This is a genomic window from Streptomyces sp. CA-249302, from assembly GCF_050936785.1.
In the GTDB taxonomy this organism is placed as follows: Bacteria; Actinomycetota; Actinomycetes; order Streptomycetales; family Streptomycetaceae; genus Streptomyces.
The window spans coordinates 3,687,393-3,705,530 of sequence record NZ_JBNJMG010000001.1 but is presented as its reverse complement, the minus strand read 5'-3'; the positions used below and the strand labels follow the sequence as shown (position 1 = coordinate 3,705,530).

Annotated in this window: 17 protein-coding genes and 2 tRNA genes; 15 read left to right on the top strand and 4 right to left on the bottom strand. The window is 70.7% G+C overall.

What is annotated here, in order from left to right; genetic code table 11:
* Positions 1 to 28: 28 nt before the first annotated feature.
* Entirely contained in the window at positions 29 to 1,144 is a 1,116-nt protein-coding gene (locus tag ACQEWB_RS16635) for a M48 family metallopeptidase (RefSeq protein WP_432831623.1), read from the bottom strand.
* Positions 1,145 to 1,272: 128 nt separating this feature from the next.
* Between ACQEWB_RS16635 and ACQEWB_RS16630 the strand changes: the two genes are divergently transcribed.
* The 7 genes from ACQEWB_RS16630 to ACQEWB_RS16600 all read left to right on the top strand — a co-directional run bounded on the left by ACQEWB_RS16630 (position 1,273) and on the right by ACQEWB_RS16600 (position 5,541).
* Positions 1,273 to 1,434, top strand: a complete 162-nt coding sequence (locus tag ACQEWB_RS16630) for a hypothetical protein (protein ID WP_432831621.1) — start codon at positions 1,273 to 1,275, stop codon at positions 1,432 to 1,434.
* Positions 1,435 to 1,544: 110 nt separating this feature from the next.
* A complete protein-coding gene (locus ACQEWB_RS16625) occupies positions 1,545 to 1,706 on the top strand; it encodes a hypothetical protein (RefSeq protein WP_432831619.1) in 162 nt (53 codons plus the stop codon).
* Positions 1,707 to 1,752: 46 nt separating this feature from the next.
* The gene (nadD, locus tag ACQEWB_RS16620) at positions 1,753 to 2,439 is read left to right on the top strand and encodes a nicotinate-nucleotide adenylyltransferase (RefSeq protein WP_432831617.1); all 687 of its coding nucleotides are present in this window, start codon (positions 1,753 to 1,755) and stop codon (positions 2,437 to 2,439) included.
* Positions 2,440 to 2,455: 16 nt separating this feature from the next.
* Positions 2,456 to 4,174, top strand: coding sequence for a LytR C-terminal domain-containing protein (locus ACQEWB_RS16615; protein WP_432831615.1), 1,719 nt, complete (start codon positions 2,456 to 2,458; stop codon positions 4,172 to 4,174).
* A gap of 102 nt (positions 4,175 to 4,276) precedes the next feature.
* A complete protein-coding gene (gene rsfS, locus ACQEWB_RS16610) occupies positions 4,277 to 4,720 on the top strand; it encodes a ribosome silencing factor (protein ID WP_432831613.1) in 444 nt (147 codons plus the stop codon).
* On the top strand, positions 4,720 to 5,391 hold the full coding sequence (locus ACQEWB_RS16605) for a histidine phosphatase family protein (RefSeq protein WP_432831611.1): 672 nt from the start codon (positions 4,720 to 4,722) through the stop codon (positions 5,389 to 5,391). The genes rsfS and ACQEWB_RS16605 overlap by 1 nt, the downstream gene beginning before the upstream one ends.
* Before the next feature lie 77 nt (positions 5,392 to 5,468).
* Positions 5,469 to 5,541 (top strand) — tRNA-Ala (locus tag ACQEWB_RS16600).
* Positions 5,542 to 5,583: 42 nt separating this feature from the next.
* On the opposite strand, the gene ACQEWB_RS16595 is transcribed toward ACQEWB_RS16600, so the two are convergent.
* Positions 5,584 to 6,426: a helix-turn-helix transcriptional regulator gene (locus ACQEWB_RS16595; protein WP_432831609.1), complete on the bottom strand. Its 843-nt coding sequence runs from the start codon at positions 6,424 to 6,426 to the stop codon at positions 5,584 to 5,586.
* 244 nt (positions 6,427 to 6,670) lie between these two features.
* On the opposite strand from ACQEWB_RS16595, the gene ACQEWB_RS16590 reads away from it, so the two are divergent.
* From ACQEWB_RS16590 to ACQEWB_RS16575, 4 genes are all read left to right on the top strand, one after another.
* Positions 6,671 to 8,029 (top strand): MFS transporter, encoded by a 1,359-nt coding sequence (locus ACQEWB_RS16590; protein WP_432843849.1) that lies wholly within the window; start codon positions 6,671 to 6,673, stop codon positions 8,027 to 8,029.
* A 70-nt stretch (positions 8,030 to 8,099) separates the two neighbouring features.
* Positions 8,100 to 8,273 carry a hypothetical protein gene (locus ACQEWB_RS16585; RefSeq protein WP_242759341.1) on the top strand — a complete coding sequence of 58 codons (174 nt, stop codon included), beginning with the start codon at positions 8,100 to 8,102 and terminating at the stop codon, positions 8,271 to 8,273.
* Positions 8,274 to 8,276: 3 nt separating this feature from the next.
* Positions 8,277 to 8,510: a hypothetical protein gene (locus tag ACQEWB_RS16580; RefSeq protein WP_003976229.1), complete on the top strand. Its 234-nt coding sequence runs from the start codon at positions 8,277 to 8,279 to the stop codon at positions 8,508 to 8,510.
* A 192-nt stretch (positions 8,511 to 8,702) separates the two neighbouring features.
* Positions 8,703 to 8,775 (top strand) — tRNA-Ala (locus ACQEWB_RS16575).
* Between the two features lie 110 nt (positions 8,776 to 8,885).
* Here the strand turns inward: ACQEWB_RS16575 and ACQEWB_RS16570 are convergent.
* Entirely contained in the window at positions 8,886 to 10,502 is a 1,617-nt protein-coding gene (locus ACQEWB_RS16570; protein ID WP_432831602.1) for an NADH-ubiquinone oxidoreductase-F iron-sulfur binding region domain-containing protein, read from the bottom strand.
* Positions 10,499 to 11,779, bottom strand: coding sequence for a cytochrome b/b6 domain-containing protein (locus ACQEWB_RS16565; protein ID WP_432831600.1), 1,281 nt, complete (start codon positions 11,777 to 11,779; stop codon positions 10,499 to 10,501). Before ACQEWB_RS16565 ends, ACQEWB_RS16570 begins: the two co-directional genes overlap by 4 nt.
* A gap of 413 nt (positions 11,780 to 12,192) precedes the next feature.
* Between ACQEWB_RS16565 and leuS the strand changes: the two genes are divergently transcribed.
* The 4 genes from leuS to ACQEWB_RS16545 all read left to right on the top strand — a co-directional run bounded on the left by leuS (position 12,193) and on the right by ACQEWB_RS16545 (position 18,079).
* Complete coding sequence (leuS, locus tag ACQEWB_RS16560; protein ID WP_432831598.1) at positions 12,193 to 15,069, top strand: leucine--tRNA ligase; 2,877 nt, start codon at positions 12,193 to 12,195, stop codon at positions 15,067 to 15,069.
* A 141-nt stretch (positions 15,070 to 15,210) separates the two neighbouring features.
* On the top strand, positions 15,211 to 15,942 hold the full coding sequence (locus ACQEWB_RS16555; protein WP_432831596.1) for a hypothetical protein: 732 nt from the start codon (positions 15,211 to 15,213) through the stop codon (positions 15,940 to 15,942).
* Between the two features lie 72 nt (positions 15,943 to 16,014).
* The gene (locus ACQEWB_RS16550; protein ID WP_432831594.1) at positions 16,015 to 16,860 is read left to right on the top strand and encodes a DegV family protein; all 846 of its coding nucleotides are present in this window, start codon (positions 16,015 to 16,017) and stop codon (positions 16,858 to 16,860) included.
* A gap of 109 nt (positions 16,861 to 16,969) precedes the next feature.
* Positions 16,970 to 18,079 (top strand): helix-hairpin-helix domain-containing protein, encoded by a 1,110-nt coding sequence (locus ACQEWB_RS16545; protein WP_432831592.1) that lies wholly within the window; start codon positions 16,970 to 16,972, stop codon positions 18,077 to 18,079.
* Positions 18,080 to 18,138 lie beyond the last annotated feature (59 nt).

The window sequence follows — 18,138 nt, the reverse complement described above, 5'->3', positions numbered from 1 at the left end:
GACGACTCCGTCCCATTGGCCTCCTCCCTCAGTCCTCGTCCCGCCGTGTCTCGTCCGTCGGCGGCTCGTCGGCCCCGGCCGGCCGGTCCTGCGCCGGTGCCGAGCTGGTGAAGCCGTCGAAGCCCCGCCGCACCCGGCCGCCGATGCCCCCGGCCCCGCCGGCGATGTCGCTGACCAGCTTCATCAGCGGGTCCTTGGAGCTCTTCACGTTGCTCGCGTAGCTCGCCGCCGACTCCTTGAAGGAGTCGGAGACCGAGGTGTCCTTGTCCTCCTCGCGGCGCGGGTAGTGGCCGTCCATGATCCGCTGGTAGTCGCGGGTCTCGGACCACTTCTTCAGCTCGGCCGCGCGGATGGTGGTGAAGGGGTGCGTGCGCGGCATCAGGTTCAGGATCTTCAGCACGGAGTCGCGCAGGTCGCCGCCCGCCTCGTACTCCTCGGCCTGCTTGAGGAAGGCGTCCACGTTCATCTCGTGCAGATGGTTGCCGCCCGCGATCTTCATCAGGCCGCGCATCGAGGCCTTCAGGTCCTGCCCGACCAGGAGCCCGGCCCGGTCCGCGGACAGCTCCGACTTGCGGAACCACTCGCGCAGCGCCGTCACGATCGCCATGATCGCGAGCGTGCCCAGCGGGATCCAGGCGACCCGGATCGCCAGGTTGGTCAGGAAGAGCAGGATCGTCCGGTACACCGCGTGACCGGACAGCGCGTGGCCCACCTCGTGGCCGATGACCGCGCGCATCTCCTCCTCGTCGAGCAGCTCGACGAGCCCGGTGGTGACCACGATGATCGGCTCGTCCAGACCGATGCACATGGCGTTCGGCTGCGGGTCCTGGTTGACGTACATCGGCGGGACCTTCTCCAGGTCCAGGATGTAACAGGCGTCCCGCAGCATGTCGTTGAGGTGCGCGAACTGCTGATCCGAGACGCGCACCGAGTCGGAGAGGAACAGCAGCCTGAGGCTGCGCTCGGGCAGCAGACCGCTGAGCGCCTTGAAGACCGTGTCGAAGCCGCTCAGCTTGCGCAGCGCCACCAGCGCGCTGCGGTCGGCCGGGTGCTCGTACGCACGCGAGGAGATCCCGGGGAAACGCCTGCGCTGCCTGCTCGGTACGTTCTCGTGTCCGTTGTGCTCGTGGCCGTCGTCGGACATGTCTTCCCCCCATGTGCGTGTGAGTGGCCCTTTGCGGACCCTTGTGCGGCCCTTTGCGCCCCCGAAGCAAGGCCCAGCCTAGGCGGAGTTACCGTGGACGGGCACTACACCGAAGGAGTCCCACAGTCATGGAGCACACCCCCGCGGCCGTCTGGCTCGCCGAGGCCACGAGCGCTGCCCAGCACCAGGGGTCGGGGTATCTGCTCCGGGTCGTGATCGTCGTGATGTTCCTGGGTTGCGCGTTCACCGGGTGGTTCTTGCTACGGGGCTACAAGCGGAAAGACGACTGAGCACCGCCCAGGGTTCCCCAACGGCGGAGTCGGCGTGATCGCCGCCGAGCCGCCCGCATACGATGGGCCCCACGTCTTTACCCCGCCCACACCGGATAGGTCTGCCGACGATGAGCCTCCACAGCACCGCTGCCCAGTTGGTCACCCTCGCTGCCGAGGGCGAGCACGGTGGCAACCACGAAAGCCTGCAGCCGGCCCTCACCGGCGGCGGCGCCCTCTTCATCCTGCTGCTTCTGCTGTGGATCACCACCCGCTTCAACCGCGACCGCTGAGTCCGGCGACCGGCACCCTCAGGCCGGGCCGGTAGGGTCTGCACGCATGGGAGAGCAGGACATGCCTACCGGTCCGGCGAAAGACGCGACGACCGGCACGGAGCGTCGCCTGGTGAGCGGCCCCGGCAACGGCCCGTCGAACCCGGGCAAGCGCCGCCTGGGCGTCATGGGCGGAACGTTCGACCCGATCCACCACGGGCACCTGGTGGCGGCCAGCGAGGTCGCCGCGCAGTTCCACCTGGACGAGGTGGTGTTCGTCCCGACCGGCCAGCCGTGGCAGAAGACCCACCGCGACGTCTCCCCGGCCGAGGACCGCTACCTGATGACGGTCATCGCGACCGCCGAGAACCCGCAGTTCTCGGTCAGCCGCATCGACATCGACCGCGGCGGCGCCACCTACACCGTGGACACCCTGCGCGACCTCCGCGCGCTCAACCCCGACACGGACCTCTTCTTCATCACCGGCGCCGACGCCCTCGGCCAGATCCTCACCTGGCGCGACTCGGAGGAACTGTTCTCCCTCGCGCACTTCATCGGCTGCACCCGCCCCGGCCACCCGCTGACCGACCACGGACTCCCGGAGGGCGGCGTCTCGCTGGTGGAGGTTCCGGCGCTCGCCATCTCCTCCACAGACTGCCGTGCGAGAGTCGCCAAGGGCGAGCCCATCTGGTACATGGTGCCGGACGGAGTCGTGCGCTACATCGACAAGCGCGAGCTGTACCGCGGCGAGTGAGCCGAGAGGGGCACCGGTGAACGACCGATACGACGCGGGCTACGGCGGAGACCGCGAGGACCAGTACGAGCTCGCCGGCTACGACGAGTACGGCCGGCCCGTGTACCGGCAGGCCCAGCCGCAACAGGCCCCCCAGCAGCAGTACGACCCGTACGCCCAGCAGCACCAGCAACAGGGCTACGGCTACGACCCGTACGCCACCGGCCAACAGCAGCCGGCCCCGCCGTACGACCCCTACGGCACCGGCCCGCAGCCGCAGGTGCCCTCCTACGACCCGTACGGCACCGGCGCGCCCCAGGGCGGCGCCCCCGCCGACCCGTCGTCGTACGACCCCTACGGGCGCGCCGCCGCCAGTGGACAGCAGCCCCGCGTCGCCGAGCAGACCGCCTACATCCCGCAGCAGGCCGGCCCGGCCGAGCCGGCGGAGGACACGGAGAGCCCGGGCCGGTCCGAACGGGACTACCACACCGGGCAGTTCGCCTTCGTCGAGGAGCCCGAGGGCGACTCCGAGGACGTCATCGACTGGCTGAACTTCACCGAGAACCGCACCGAGCGCCGCGAGGAGGCCAAGCGCCGCGCCCGCAGCCGCCTCGTCGCCCTCGTCGTGGTCCTCGCCCTGGTCGCCGTCGGCGGGGTCGGCTACCTCTGGTACGCCGGGAAGCTGCCCGGCCTGTCGAAGTCGGACACGAAGAAGGGCACGGCGACGGCCGCGGGCGCCCAGAACCGCGACGTGATCGTCGTCCATCTGCACAACACCAAGAAGGGCGGCACCTCCACGGCGCTGCTCGTCGACAACACCACCACCAAGCAGGGCACCACCGTCCTGCTGCCCAACGCCCTCTCGGTGACCGACGACGACGGCAACTCGACCACCCTCGCCAAGTCCGTCGACGACGACGGCTCCTCCGGCACCCGTGACGCCCTCGACACCGTCCTCGGTACGGACATCGAGGGCACCTGGCGCCTGGACACCCCCTACCTGCAGAACCTGGTCGACCTCGTCGGCAACATCGACGTCGACACCAACGCCGACGTCCCCGACCCGGACGCCACCAAGAAGGGCGCCGCGGCCCTCGTGCACAAGGGCAAGGACCAGACCCTCAGCGGCAAGATGGCCGTCGCCTACGCCACCTACCGCGCCTCCGGCGAGGCCCAGAACGCCCAGCTGGAGCGGTTCGGCCAGGTCATGCAGGCCACGCTGCGCAAGCTGTCCTCCGACCCGACCGGGGCGACCACGACCGTGCAGACGCTGGCCCAGATCCTGGACCCGTCGCTCACCGACAAGGACCTCGGCACCTTCCTCGCCAAGCTCGCCGACCTCGCCAAGGGCGGCGACTACAAGACCGCCCTGCTGCCGGTGCAGAGCGACGGCACGTTGAGCGCGCAGGCCAGCGCGAGCGTCGTCAAGGACGTCCTCGGCGGGACCGCGAAGTCCCCCGACCAGGGCTCCGCGGTCCGGGTCTCCGTCCAGAACGCCAGCGGTGTGAAGGACAACACGGAGAAGGCCCGCGTGGTCCTGCTCAACGGCGGCTTCACCTTCCTCGGCGGCGGCACCGCCTCCACCACCTCGGCCGCCTCCAAGGTCGTCTACACGGACGCCGCCGACAAGGAGAACGCCACCGAGGTCGCCAAGACCCTGGGCCTGTCCACGAGCGCCGTCAGCAAGGGCAAGACCACCTCGAACGCGGACGTGTCGGTGATCCTCGGCCAGGACTACAAGCCGTCCTCGTCCTAGCCGGGGCCACGGGCGCCCCGGGTGATCCGTTAATCACGTGGGGTGCCCCCGGCGGTCCGTGAGACCCTTGATGTCAAGTGACCGCCGACCGAAAGCCATGTAGTGACCGCCACTGACCGCTCCATCGAGCTCATCCACACCGCCGCCCAGGCGGCCGCCGACAAGCTCGCGCACGACATCATCGCCTACGACGTCAGCGACGTCCTGTCGATCACGGACGCCTTCCTGCTGGCCTCCGCGCCCAACGACCGCCAGGTCAAGTCGATCGTCGACGAGATCGAGGAGCGGCTGAACAAGGAGCTCGGCGCCAAGCCGGTGCGCCGCGAGGGCGACCGCGAGGCCCGCTGGGTCCTGCTCGACTACGTCGACATCGTCGTCCACGTCCAGCACAGCGAGGAGCGCGTCTTCTACGCCCTGGAGCGGCTGTGGAAGGACTGCCCCGAGCTGGAGCTGCCCGCCGACGCCAAGGCCACCCGCGGCAAGGCCGAGGAGCACGCCAAGCTGCGGGCCGCCGAGGAGGCGGCCGACCTCGGCGGTGAGTGGTGATGAGCGCCACCGGTGAGGTCTCCGCGGGCCGGCCCGGCCGGGGCCGCCGCGTCATCCTGTGGCGGCACGGCCAGACCTCGTGGAACGTGGAGCGCCGCTTCCAGGGCAGCACGGACGTCGAGCTCACCGAGACCGGCGTCGCCCAGGCCCGCCGCGCCGCCCGGCTGCTCGCCTCCCTGGGGCCCGACGCCATCGTCGCCTCCGACCTCCAGCGCGCCGCGAACACGGCGGCCGAGCTCGCCGTGCTCACCGGCCTGGAGGTCACCCACGACGAAGGGCTGCGCGAGACCTACGCGGGCGTCTGGCAGGGCCTGACGCACGAGGAGATCATCGGGCGGTACGGCGACGAGTACGCCGCGTGGAAGCGCGGTGAGCCGATCCGCCGAGGCGGCGGCGAACTGGAGACCGAGGTGGCCGAGCGCGCCGCCCCCGTCGTGCTCCGGCACGCCGACAAGCTCCCCGACGACGGCACCCTCGTGGTGGTCAGCCACGGCGGGACGATCCGCACCACCATCGGCCGGCTGCTCGGCCTGGAGGCCCGCCACTGGGAGAGCCTCGGCGGCCTCTCCAACTGCTGCTGGTCCGTCCTCGGCGAGGGCGCCCGCGGCTGGCGCCTCCTCGAGCACAACGCCGGCACGCTCCCGGAACCGGTGCTCGGCGACGACGACTGAGCGGATTTCACTTTCCGGCAGGTCGCAGGCTAAAGTTCTTCTTGTTCGCCCCGCCGGAAAGGCAGGGCGGGACGCAAGGGGCTATAGCTCAGTTGGTAGAGCGCCTGCATGGCATGCAGGAGGTCAGGAGTTCAATTCTCCTTAGCTCCACAGATCGAGGATCCCGTCTCCGTCAGGAGGCGGGATTTTCTGCTACAGCCGCACCTTCTGCTTCCGCAGCAGCGCGACCTTCGCCCGTGCCTCCTCGTCCTCCGGCGTGTAGACCACGATGCGGCACTCCGGCATCCCGTCGATCTGCATCGACTGCGAGGTCATCCGCAGCTCGCCCACTGCCTCGTGACGGAACGTCTTTACCCGCGGCCCCGGCGGCAGCACCTCGCCGCTCGCCCACAGCTCGGTGAAGTAGGGGCTGGCCGCCGAGAGCCCGCGTATGAAGTCCTCCCAGGCCGGCTCGCCCACATGTCTGCCGTACCAGGACCGCAGCGTCGCCACCATCAGCGGCAGCTCGCGCTCGCGGTACACCACCGGGCAGTCCTTCTCGCACAGCGTGAACAGCGTCCACAGCACGTTCGGGACCCCGATCCTCAGGGTCTCCCGCACCAGGAACAGGTCGCGGTAGGCGGTGTTGGTGGCGAGCACGTCGTACCGCGAGTTGTAGACCACCGCCAGGAGCGGGTCGAGGGCGTCGATGATGCCCTGCACCTCCGGCGCGACGGTCTGCGTCAGCCGCTCCCGGTCCGGTTCGAAGGGCACCTCCGCGAGCCGGTAGAGATGCTCCCGCTCCGGGGTGTCCAGCCGCAGTGTGCGCGCCACAGCGTCCAGGACCTGCGCGGACGCGTTGATCGGCCGGCCCTGCTCCAGCCACGTGTACCAGGTCACCCCGACCCCGGAGAGCTGGGCGACCTCCTCGCGGCGCAGCCCCGGCGTGCGGCGCCTGAAGCCCGGCGGCATGCCCACGTCGGCCGGGGTCACCCGGGCCCGCCTGCCGCGCAGGAACGCGGCCAGCTCGGGTCGCCTTCGGTGCGTCGTCGTCATCGTCACGTCCCCCACGTCACGTCTCTGTCGTACAACCATCCTCGGTGCCGTACCTGCCCCCTGCCAGGTGCTGTCAGTACCAGCATCGGCGGGCTCTCGGCACCCGTACCGGGGTCTCGCCAGGCTCGATGGCATGACGACGACATCCCGGACGGGGCCGGGCTCCGCCCCCGTGCCCCTTTCAAGCTCTGCCAGAAGTGAAGCACCCGCCACTGACAACCGGCGCCGGGCGCTGCTGGCGCTCGTGCTGGCCGCCCAGTTCATGGCCCTGCTCGACGTGTTCATCGTGAACGTCGCGGCCCCCACCATCGGTACCGAACTCCATGCCTCCGGCGCCGACCTCCAGCTGGTGATCGCCGGCTACGCCATCACGTACTCGGTGCTGCTGATCACCGGCGCCCGGCTCGGCGACCGGCTCGGCCACGGCCGGGTCCATCTCGCCGGGCTCGCGCTGTTCACCGCGGCCTCGCTGGCCTGCGGCCTGGCGCAGGGGTCCACCGAGCTCATCGTGTTCCGGCTGGTGCAGGGCGCCGGATCGGCGGTGATGATCCCGCAGGTCCTCAGTCTGATCCAGCGGAACTTCACCGGAGAGGCCCGGGCGAAGGCGCTCGGCGCGTACGCGGCGGTCATCGCGGTCGGCGCCGCGGCCGGGCAGGTGGTCGGCGGAGTCCTGGTCAGCGCCGACCTGTTCGGCACGAGCTGGCGGCCGGTGTTCCTGGTGAACGTGCCGGTGGGCCTCGTACTGCTGGTCATCGGCAGCCGGGTGCTGCCCGCGCGGGACGCGGCGGCGCGGGAGCGGGGGCGCGGCCTCGACCTTCCCGGTCTGCTGCTGCTCGGCGCGGCCGTGTCGCTGTTCACCGTGCCGCTGGTGCTCGGGCAGGAGCAGGACTGGCCGCTGTGGTCGTGGCTGTCCCTGGTCTCCGCCGCCGTCCTCTTCGCCCTCTTCTGCCTCTACGAGTCCCGGCTGGCCCGGCGCGGCGGCGCCCCGCTGATCGCGCCCCGCGTCCTGCGCCACCCCGGCATGGGTCTCGCGGTCTTCCGGATCCTCGCCGTGATGGCCGTCAACGGCGGCTTCCTGTTCGCGCTGACCCTGCACATCCAGGGCGGCCTCGGCTACAGCGCCCTGCGCGCGGGCCTCAGCTTCGCGCCGACCGCGATCGTGTTCGGCCTGGTCGGTCTGACCTGGCGCAACTGGCCGGCGTCCTGGCAGCGGCTGCTGATCCCGGCCGGTTTCGTGCTGACCGCCCTGTCCGTGCTCGGCGTGGGCCTGAAGGGCGGTGACGAGGGCGGGGTGCCGCTGTACTTCGCGTATGCCGGCGTCGGTGTTGGCATCGCGCTGGGATTCAGCCCGACCCTGACCCGGGCGCTGGCCACGGTCCGACCCGAGGACGCGGCGGACGCCAGCGGACTGCTCGCCACGGTCGCGCAGCTCGGACAGCTGACCGGAGTCGCCGCATTCGGCACACTGTTCTTGAACCGGCTTGAGTCACTTGGGGGCCCGGAGGCGTATACCTCTGCGGAGGCGCTTTTGGCGTGCATGTTCGCGCTGGCCGGGACGGCCGCGGCGGGTGCCGTGTCCGGACTGGTACTGAGGCGTCGCTGACCGTATCGGTCCGGCCGTGGCAGAATCAAACGGCCGGAAGGGGGCGCGGCCCGACGGGAGGGAGCTAGTGATGCCTGCGAGCATCCTCGAGGAGGACGGCCACCTCCTCGAAGCGGCGTCGACGCGGGACACGGTCACCCGCCTGAGCTGCCCTTCCTGCGGTTCCCTCCATGTCGCCCAGGTCCTTGGCGACAACGGTGGAATTTCCTACGTGTGCACGGCCTGCGGCCACAGCTGGAGCTGATCGATGGGTGCACACAGGCGAAAGTGCGACTGGTGCGGCAGCGGTACGCCGATCGTCCGCGACATGGAACCGGTCAATCCGGATTACCAGTACTGGTGCGAGGAATGCGCGCGGGCGCTGATCATAAAAGGCGACCCGATCGAGACGTACCGCGAACTGGAGGGCGAGCCGATCTACGGGCGCCTTCTGGAGGAGCACTGCACCCTCAAGCGGTTCTACTCCTTCGTGACCGCTTGACCTCGGCCGGGCCTCCGCAGTGAGGTCCCGGCCGGCACGAGGAAGAGACAGGCGGGCAGGACGGCCGGTGCCCAGGCACGAAGGGCGACATTAGTGGCCGTAACCGTCCGGAACGGAAACGATTTGGTGCTGGCCGGGGTCCACCGTGTAATGTTGGCGCCGCCGCCAGGGAAACCCGGCGGACCAGAGCACGGGGCTATAGCTCAGTTGGTAGAGCGCCTGCATGGCATGCAGGAGGTCAGGAGTTCAATTCTCCTTAGCTCCACAGCAGATCCCGCCGGATCGAGATGATCCGGCGGGATTTCTCGTTTCCGCAGGGGGAGTTGGGAACGCGGAAGGGCCGCCCGGATCGGGCGGCCCTTCGTGGTGCGGGGATCAGCGGCCGAGCGCGCGCCGGCCGCGGCCCTGGGAGAGGACCGGCAGGTTGCGGGCCGGGGCCCGGTCGCGCGGGGCCTCCTCCTCGATGCGCAGGGCCAGCGCGGGGCAGCGGCGCACCGCGCGCAGGGCCTTGGCCTCCGCGTAGCGCGGCACCTGGGCCTGGGCGACCGTCGGGAAGCCGTCGGCGCCGAGTTCGAAGACCTCCGGGAGGATGTCCGCGCACAGGCCGTGGCCGCGGCACAGCGTCCAGTCGACGTAGATCTTCTGGCGGCTGGCTCCGGTCTCCTGTGGCGCCTCTCCGCCGCCCGGGATGCCCGTGGGCATCTTGCCGTCCTCGAAGAGCGGCAGAACGCCCTCCACGGGCCGTCCGCAGCCGTTTCCGAGGACGTGGGCGGCGAGGTCGTCGGTGAACGCCTTGATGGTCGACTCCAGGAACATCGCGGAGCCGTCCGGGTGTGAGCACGCGCCGCGCCGCTTCACGTTCTTGGCGACCTGCTTGAGCGCCTCCAGGGCGGCCGGACCGCCGCCGTTGAGGATGTCCTCCATGCCGCGCGCGGCGGCCGGCAGACCGAGGTAGCAGGGGCCGCACTGGCCCGCGCTCTCCTCGGCCAGCCACTGCGCCACCCGCAGCGACTCGCCCAGGGGGCAGGTCTCCTGAGTGATCGGCAGGATCGCGCCGGCGCCGAGCGCACCGCCCACCGCGTCCAGGGAGTTGCGGGAGACGATCGCCTCGTTGACGGTCGCCGCGTCGATCCACTTGCCGTGGTAGCCACCGGTCAGCACACCCTGCGGGACCGGCGGGGCGCCGGCCAGCTGGAGGACGTAACGCAGCGGTACGCCCGTGGGGACCTCGATCACCATGGGGCGGGCGACGGCGCCGGAGACCGTCAGCATGACGGTGCCCGGCTCGTCGTACAGACCGGTGTTGCCGTAACGCTCGGGCCCGATGCGGGCGGCGATCGCCAGCTGGGCGAAGGTCTCGGCGTTCGACAGCAGGGTGGGCGCGCCGCCGACGCCGTTCTGGGAGGCGCTGACCTTGCGGCCGGGCGGGATCGCCGGGCCGCCGTCGATCGAGCGGATCAGCGACGCGGCCGCGCCGGTGACCATGCGGATGGGGTTGCGCTGCACGCTCGCGCGCAGCGCCGATCTACGGCTGTTGCTCAGGCCGCGTTCGGCGAGCGCGGCCTCCATGGAGCGCTGCGTCGACTCCCGGGTGACCCCCACCACGAGCGTGCGGGCACCCAGGGCTTCGGCGACCAGCAGCGCGCCGTCCAGGATGAGGTGCGGGGCACGGTTGATGAGCACCGTGTCCTTGCGGCAGGCCGGTTCGTCCTCACTGCCGTTGACGACCACGACGGGCCGTACACCGCGCTTGATCGCCGCTTCGGCCACCGAGCGCAGCTTCTTGTGGAAGGGGAAGCCCGCGCCGCCGCGGCCCTTCAGGTTGATGTTCTCGGCGAGCTTCGCGAGCTGCTCGCCGCCCAGGGGTTCGAGCGGTCCGTGCACCTTCAGGTGCATGGACAGATCGAGTCGTTCGACAAGGTCGAAGCCCGACGTGAGCTGCGGAAGGCCGACCACGCGGACTTCTGGTACGTCGGGCAGGGCCTCGTTCACCTATAGCCTCCGGAAGGCGTGTTCCAAGGTTCGCCCGACCCCGGCGCGTCGAAGGACTCACCGGACTGTGGTGCATTGGCGGGACCGCTGTTGTACGTGTCGTTGGGGTTGTACGTGCCGTACCCGGTGTTCATCTCACCGGTGTCGTACACGTCACTGTTGCGGTAGGCCGCGGTGCCCGTATTGCCATAGGTCGGGATGTTGTATCCGGTGTCCTGCATCGGGTCGTACGCCGACGGGGGCGCCTCGCCGACCGGCGGGGGCGACGGGACCGGCCAGCTGCCCGTGCCGTCCTGGCGCGGGATCGCCTCGGTGGACTGCATGTCGAACGGCAGGTCCATGCGGGCGGTCTGGTCGGCGCCGTACGGCTGTTGCTGCGGTGTCACGGCGCGGTAGGCCGCCGCGAAGCCGCCGGTGGACTCCGGGGACATGGTGCGCGAGGCGGAGGTGTCGTAGAACGCCGCCGCCGGCGTGCTGGTCGTCTCGGCGCGCGAGGGCCTCGGCGCACGCTCGTAGCCCGGCAGTGCGGAGGCGGTCTCGCCCACGCGCGCGCGGCTGGCTTCGAGCTCCTCGGCGCGCAACGAGCCCGGCTCGTTGCCCAGGAGTGCGGCGAGCCGGTCGGCGACCCTGCGCTTGAAGGGGCGCGGGGCCGCACGCAGGGCGAGCATCGCGGCGACGGCGACCAGGCAGAGCTCGTACGAGATCATGAAGAACGGCTTCGCCGCGCGACCCGCGAACAGGCCGTGGATCAGGGCCGAGCACCAGGCCGGGTAGGCCAGGGCGTGCATGGCGCGCCAGCGGGCGGCGACCGGCGCCGGGGAGGCGAACTGGTTGCGCAGGGCGCCGGTGACGCCCACGAAGATCATGAGCAGGCCGGCCAGGGAGCCGAGGCCGATGAGGCCCGCGCTGCCCGAGACGCCGAGGCTGAAGGGGATCAGCGCGGCGATCAGGACGGTGTGGTCCAGCGCCAGCTTGATGGTGATGTGGACCAGCAGGAAGGCGATGGAGCCGACGGCGGTCACCCGGTGGATGCCCTGCGCGACGATGCGCTGGCGCGTGTTGAGGATGAGCCGGTCCTGGGCGACCAGGCCCCAGATCACCGAGCACGTCAGACACACGAGAGACAGCACGCCGGCACCGAAGTTGAGGAAGTCCTGGAGCCAGCCACCTCCGAGGAGCACGACCACGGGTATGAGCAGCAGAACAACAGCGGACGCCACCCCGTAGGCCGACCGGCCTGTCTTGGGAAGCGAGCTGTTACTACGACGAGGGTTCATGGGGGCAACTCCGAGCGGTTCGGGAAAGCGGTCCCGGTGCCGCACTCTAAGCGGCGCCATACCGGTGGGTACGACGTTTGAGTTATTGCGTTGTTATCAAAGGACCACGCGACCGTTGCGATGTCCCGGTAGTAGGTGTTACGCGAAGTAACTTTTGACCTTCGTTCAGTTTTTGTCGGGTGTGATCCGATGCCAAGGACCCATACGGAAGCGCGTCGCAGTCCGCTCAAGCGCTGCGGTACCCTAACGCCATGCGTGCCGTACGCCTTCTGCTTAGCGAGCCGCGCTGATCAGTCCCGACCACCGGTCAAGACGTGGTCGGAATCGGCGCGGCGTCCCCTCCTGTGCGAGGGGATTTTTCGTTTCCGGACGACATAGCCGCTGGCAGAGACGATCGATGGAGCTTAAGGATCATGAGCGAGACGAACCCCGCTGCCGCCGAGGTGGCCGCGCCGCACCGCTACACGGCCGTCATGGCGGCCGAGATCGAGGCACGCTGGCAGGACTTCTGGGACGCCGAGGGCACCTACGCGGCGCCGAACCCCAAGGGCGACCTGGCGGGCGATCCGGAGGTCGTCGCGCGCCCCAAGAAGTTCATCATGGACATGTTCCCGTACCCCTCCGGTGCGGGCCTGCACGTCGGTCACCCCCTGGGCTACATCGCCACCGACGTCTACGCCCGCTTCCAGCGCATGACCGGGCACAACGTCCTGCACACCCTGGGCTTCGACGCCTTCGGCCTGCCCGCCGAGCAGTACGCCGTGCAGACCGGCACGCACCCGCGCGTGTCCACCGAGGCCAACATCGAGAACATGAAGGCCCAGCTGCGCCGGCTGGGCCTGGGCCACGACAAGCGCCGGTCGTTCGCCACGATCGACCCGGACTACTACAAGTGGACCCAGTGGATCTTCCTGCAGATCTTCAACTCCTGGTACGACGACGAGGCCGACAAGGCCCGTCCGATCGCCGAGCTGATCGCCCAGTTCGAGACCGGTGAGCGCGTCGTCCCGGGCCACACGCGCGCGTGGGGCGAGCTGACCGCCGCCGAGCGCGCCGACGTCCTGGGCGAGTTCCGGCTGGCCTACGCCTCCGACGCGCCGGTCAACTGGTGCCCCGGGCTGGGCACCGTGCTGGCCAACGAGGAGGTCACCGCCGACGGCCGTTCCGAGCGCGGCAACTTCCCGGTCTTCAAGGCCAAGCTGCGCCAGTGGAACATGCGGATCACGGCGTACGCCGACCGGCTGCTGGACGACCTGAACGAGCTGGACTGGCCCGAGGCCATCAAGCTGCAGCAGCGCAACTGGATCGGCCGCTCCGAGGGTGCCCGCGTCGACTTCCCGATCGACGGCGAGCGCATCACCGTGTTCACCACGCGCCCGGACACCCTGTTCGGCGCCTCCTACATGGTGCTGGCGCCCGAGCACCCCCTGGTCGAGAAGTTCACGCCGGCCGCCTGGCCGGAGGGCACGCACGACGTCTGGACCGGCGGTCACGCGACCCCGGGCGAGGCCGTCGCCGCCTACCGCGCGCAGGCCGCCTCCAAGTCCGACGTCGAGCGGCAGGCCGAGGCCAAGGACAAGACCGGCGTCTTCATCGGCGCGTACGCGACCAACCCGGTCAACGGCGAGCAGGTCCCGGTCTTCATCGCCGACTACGTCCTGATGGGCTACGGCACCGGCGCGATCATGGCCGTACCCTGCGGCGACCAGCGCGACTTCGAGTTCGCGCGCGCCTTCGAGCTGCCGATCCACTGCATCGTCGAGCCCACCGACGGCCGCGGCACCGACACCGCGACGTGGGAGGACGCCTTCTCCTCGTACGACGCGAAGATCATCAACTCCACGAACGACGACATCTCCCTGGACGGCCTGGGCGTCGCCGAGGCCAAGGCGCGCATCACCGAGTGGCTGGCGCGCAAGGGCATCGGCGAGGGCACCGTCAACTTCCGGCTGCGCGACTGGCTGTTCAGCCGTCAGCGCTACTGGGGCGAGCCCTTCCCGATCGTCTACGACGAGGACGGCATCGCCCACTCGCTGCCCGAGTCGATGCTGCCGCTGGAGCTGCCCGAGGTCGAGGACTACTCGCCGCGCACCTTCGACCCGGACGACGCGGACACCTCCCCGGAGACCCCGCTGTCCCGCAACGAGGACTGGGTCAACGTCACCCTGGACCTGGGCGACGGCCGCGGCCCGCGCGCATACCGCCGCGAGACCAACACCATGCCCAACTGGGCCGGTTCCTGCTGGTACGAGCTGCGCTACCTGGACCCGCACAACGATTCCGTACTGGTCGACCCGGAGATCGAGCAGTACTGGATGGGTCCCCGCGCGGATCAGCCGCACGGCGGTGTCGACCTGTACGTCGGTGGCGCCGAGCACGCCGTGCTGCACCTGCTGTACGCGCGCTTCTGGTCCAAGGTCCTGTTCGACCTGGGCCACGTCTCCTCCGCGGAGCCGTTCCACAAGCTGTTCAACCAGGGCATGATCCAGGCCTACGTCTACCGGGACAGCCGCGGTATCGCGGTGCCGGCCGCCGAGGTGGAGGAGCGCGACGGCGCCTACTTCTACGCGGGCGAGAAGGTCTCCCGGCTGCTGGGCAAGATGGGCAAGTCCCTGAAGAACGCGGTCACTCCGGACGAGATCTGCGCCGAGTACGGGGCGGACACGCTGCGCCTGTACGAGATGGCCATGGGCCCGCTGGACGTCTCCCGGCCGTGGGACACGCGGGCGGTGGTGGGCCAGTTCCGGCTGCTGCAACGGCTGTGGCGCAACATCGTCGACGAGGCGACCGGCGAGGTCACCGTCTCCGACGCCGAGCCCGACGACGAGACACTGCGCGCCCTGCACAAGGCGATCGACGGGGTGCGTCAGGACCTGGAGGGGCTGCGCTTCAACACCGCCATCGCCAAGGTCACGGAGCTGAACAACACCCTGACCAAGGCGGGCGGTGTGCTGCCGCGCTCGGTCGCCGAGCCGCTGGTGCTGCTGGTCGCGCCGCTGGCCCCGCACATCGCCGAGGAACTGTGGCGCAGGCTGGGCCACACCGACTCGGTGGTCCACCAGGACATCCCGGTCGCCGACCCGGCCTACGTCGTCGACGAGTCCGTGACCTGCGTCGTGCAGATCAAGGGCAAGGTCAAGGCGCGGCTGGAGGTCTCGCCGTCCATCTCCGAGGAGGAGCTGGAGAAGGTCGCCCTGGCCGACGAGAAGGTCGTCGCGGCGCTGGACGGCGCGGGCATCCGGAAGGTGATCGTGCGGGCACCGAAGCTGGTGAACATCGTTCCGGCGTAGTCGCCCACCGGCCGGTGTGAACGCCTCGGGGTAGTCCCCTACGGGCAGGTTCGGGGTTCTTCTGGAACTCCGGGCCTGCCTGTTGCGTTTACCGTGGAAGAGCGGCGCGACGCGTGCCGACGGGGTCGGAGGAGGAGCACGGTGGAAGCAGTGATCGCAGTTTTCGCCCTGCTCTTCGTGCTCTTCCTGGTGCTTGGTGCCTACGCCGCGGTGAAGGTGATCGGCGCCGCCAAGCGCGGCGTGGACCGCACCATCGACCAGGCCCGGCGCACGGTCGAGGAGCACACGCTGCGGGCCAAGACGTACGTCCCCGGCCCGGCGAGCGAGGTCGCCCAGCTGCGCCTGAGGCTGCGCACCTCCATGCGCGCCACCCAGGACGCGCTGCACGCGGGCGTGCAGGAGGACGAGTCGCTCAAGGAGTCCCTGGACCTCTTCCGGCGCCTCAGCGCGCACGGACACGAACTGGACGCCGAACTCAAGCGCCTGGAGTCCGACCCCGACCGCGTCACGCTCGCCCAGCGGCTGCCCGAGCTGCGCGCCCGCACCGAGCGCGTCACGGAGTCGGCGGACGCCCTGCGCTGGGCGGCCCGCGACCGGGCCCGCCGCTTCGCCGAGGACGACCTGGACTCGCTCAGCACCCAGATCGGCGTGGAGGCCGACGCCCTGCGGCACTGGACGAAGGCGCAGCCCGCGGAGACGCCGGAACCCTGGCCCGAGGCGCCGGTTCCGGACAGCGGGGCGGCGCAGCAGACCTGGCCGGAGACACCCCGCTCGCGCCCGGCCGAGGAGCCGACGCGGTCCGCCATCACCCCGCCGGGGCAGCGCCCGAGCTACCCCTGGCAGAAGAAACCCCGTCCCGAGAGCACTACTTGATCCGGTCAAGGGCAGACCAGGTGAGAGGGGCCGGGCTGCCGTCCGGGCGCTACGGCAGGTAACCTCCAGCTCATGTCCCGCCATGTCGCGATCGTCACCGATTCAACGGCCTACCTGCCGCCGCGGACGATGGAGCGCCACGGCATCACAGCGGTGCCGCTGACGGTGGTCCTCGGCAACCAGGCGCTGGACGAGGGCACCGAGATCTCCACCCGCTCGCTGGCCCAGGCGCTCCAGAAGCGGCGCCCCGTCACCACCTCCCGCCCCAGCCCGCAGCTTTTCGCCGAGACCTACCGCAAGGTCGCCGAGTCCGGCGCCACCGGCATCGTCTCCCTCCATCTCTCCGCCGAACTCTCGGGCACCTACGACGCGGCGGTCCTCGCGGCGCGCGAGGCGCCGGTGCCGGTGCGGGTGGTGGACACCGGGACGGTCGCCATGGCGCTCGGCTTCTGCGCGCTCGCCGCGGCCGAGGCGGCGGAGGCGGGCGGCACGGTGGACGAGGCGGTCACCGCCGCGGAGAAACGGGCCTCGGGCACCTCCGCCTACTTCTACGTCGACACCCTCGACTATCTCCGCCGCGGCGGCCGGATCGGCGCCGCGCAGGCCCTGCTGGGCTCCGCGCTCGCCGTGAAACCGCTGCTGCAACTGGACGGCGGCCGGATCGAACTCCTGGAGAAGGTCCGCACGGCGTCGAAGGCGATCGCCCGCCTGGAGGAGATCGCGGCCGACCGCGCCGGCAGCGCGCAGGTGGACATCGCCGTGCACCACCTCGCCGCGCCGGACCGGGCGTCGGCGCTCGCGGACCGGTTGCGGGCACGGGTGCCGGGGGTGGCGGACCTGCATGTGAGCGAGGTCGGGGCGGTGATCGGGGCGCATACCGGGCCCGGGTTGCTGGGGGTTGTGGTTTCGCCGCGGTGACGGTGGGGTGTCGCCCGTGAGGGTGGCGGAGTTATCCACAACTGGGCGGTAATCCCCGGGAATTGAGCAAGATCATCGCGGGATCGGTGCGGTGGCCGATCCTCGGCGCATGGCTCTTCGATCACGTTCACGTACAGCGACCGCCACGAGTGGGCCGGGGCGGGCACCTGCCTCCGACGGGCGGGCCGGTCACCGACGACCAGCGGCGGCTCGGAGCCGTGCCCGGCAGCGGCCACGGCAGCGGCATGCGTCGGCGGAGGAACTCCGGCGGCGGGCCGAGGTGTTGTTCCCCGAGCGGGCGGCGGAGCAGCAGGGGTCGAGGGCGGGGCTGCCGGGGCTGCCGGGGCTGCTTGTGGAGGAACGGGACGAGTTCGAGGCTCTCCCTCCTGACGGTGCCGGCGGTCCCGACGCCCTCCCTCACAACGCTCACGATGCTCCTCCAGCGAGTGATGTCGGGGAGAAGCCGGTTGCTCATCCGGCCGGGGATGCCTGGCGGGTGCGGCTGGGGCCGGCCGTGCGGGAGCGGATGCCGTTGTGGCTACAGGCTCGGTGCGGGCTGGAGCGGCGGAGTGTGATGGCGCTCGGGGTGCTGCTCGTCGTGGCCGCCGTCTTCGCGGTGCAGCACTTCTGGACGGGGCGGACGCAGTCCGTGCGGGCGCCGGAGGTGGTGCGGGCGGTGGCTCCGTTCGGGGACGGGGAGAAGGGGGAGACGAGCGGCGCGTCCAGGGCGGGTGGTTCGGCCGGTGTGCCGCAGGCGGCGGGCACGGCCGGGGCCGAGATCGTGGTGGACGTCAGCGGCAAGGTTCGTGAGCCGGGGATCCATCGGCTGCCGGCCGGTTCGCGGGTCGCCGACGCGCTGCGGGCGGCGGGTGGGGCGCGGCCCGGCACGAACCTGGAGAGCCTCAACCGGGCCCGCTTCCTGGTGGACGGGGAGCAGGTGGTCGTCGGCGGTCCTGCGGCGGCGCCTGGTCCGGCCGGTGCGGGCGCGGGAGCCGTTGGCGGCGCGGCGGTCGGTGCGGCTCCTGCGGCTCCCGTCGCCCTCAACACGGCCACGGTGGACCAACTCGACACGCTGCCGGGCGTCGGCCCGGTGCTGGCCCAGCACATCATCGACTACCGCACCCAGCACGGCGGTTTCCGTTCGGTGAACGAGCTGCGGGAGGTCAACGGGATCGGCGACCGCCGGTTCGCCGATCTGCGGAATCTGGTACGGCCATGAGTGGCATCCCGGGCCGCTCCGGGGGCGGCGACTCCGGGTTCTCGGCGGGCGGTAGCCCT

What these genes read in the sequence shown, in the direction of transcription:
- ACQEWB_RS16635 (WP_432831623.1), bottom strand. Translation starts at nt 1,144, where the DNA reads ATGTCCGACGACGGCCACGAGCACAACGGACACGAGAACGTACCGAGC.
- ACQEWB_RS16630 (WP_432831621.1), top strand. Translation starts at nt 1,273, where the DNA reads ATGGAGCACACCCCCGCGGCCGTCTGGCTCGCCGAGGCCACGAGCGCT.
- ACQEWB_RS16625 (WP_432831619.1), top strand. Translation starts at nt 1,545, where the DNA reads ATGAGCCTCCACAGCACCGCTGCCCAGTTGGTCACCCTCGCTGCCGAG.
- nadD (WP_432831617.1), top strand. Translation starts at nt 1,753, where the DNA reads ATGGGAGAGCAGGACATGCCTACCGGTCCGGCGAAAGACGCGACGACC.
- ACQEWB_RS16605 (WP_432831611.1), top strand. Translation starts at nt 4,720, where the DNA reads ATGAGCGCCACCGGTGAGGTCTCCGCGGGCCGGCCCGGCCGGGGCCGC.
- ACQEWB_RS16595 (WP_432831609.1), bottom strand. Translation starts at nt 6,426, where the DNA reads ATGACGACGACGCACCGAAGGCGACCCGAGCTGGCCGCGTTCCTGCGC.
- ACQEWB_RS16585 (WP_242759341.1), top strand. Translation starts at nt 8,100, where the DNA reads ATGCCTGCGAGCATCCTCGAGGAGGACGGCCACCTCCTCGAAGCGGCG.
- ACQEWB_RS16580 (WP_003976229.1), top strand. Translation starts at nt 8,277, where the DNA reads ATGGGTGCACACAGGCGAAAGTGCGACTGGTGCGGCAGCGGTACGCCG.
- ACQEWB_RS16565 (WP_432831600.1), bottom strand. Translation starts at nt 11,779, where the DNA reads ATGAACCCTCGTCGTAGTAACAGCTCGCTTCCCAAGACAGGCCGGTCG.
- leuS (WP_432831598.1), top strand. Translation starts at nt 12,193, where the DNA reads ATGAGCGAGACGAACCCCGCTGCCGCCGAGGTGGCCGCGCCGCACCGC.
- ACQEWB_RS16550 (WP_432831594.1), top strand. Translation starts at nt 16,015, where the DNA reads ATGTCCCGCCATGTCGCGATCGTCACCGATTCAACGGCCTACCTGCCG.
- ACQEWB_RS16545 (WP_432831592.1), top strand. Translation starts at nt 16,970, where the DNA reads ATGGCTCTTCGATCACGTTCACGTACAGCGACCGCCACGAGTGGGCCG.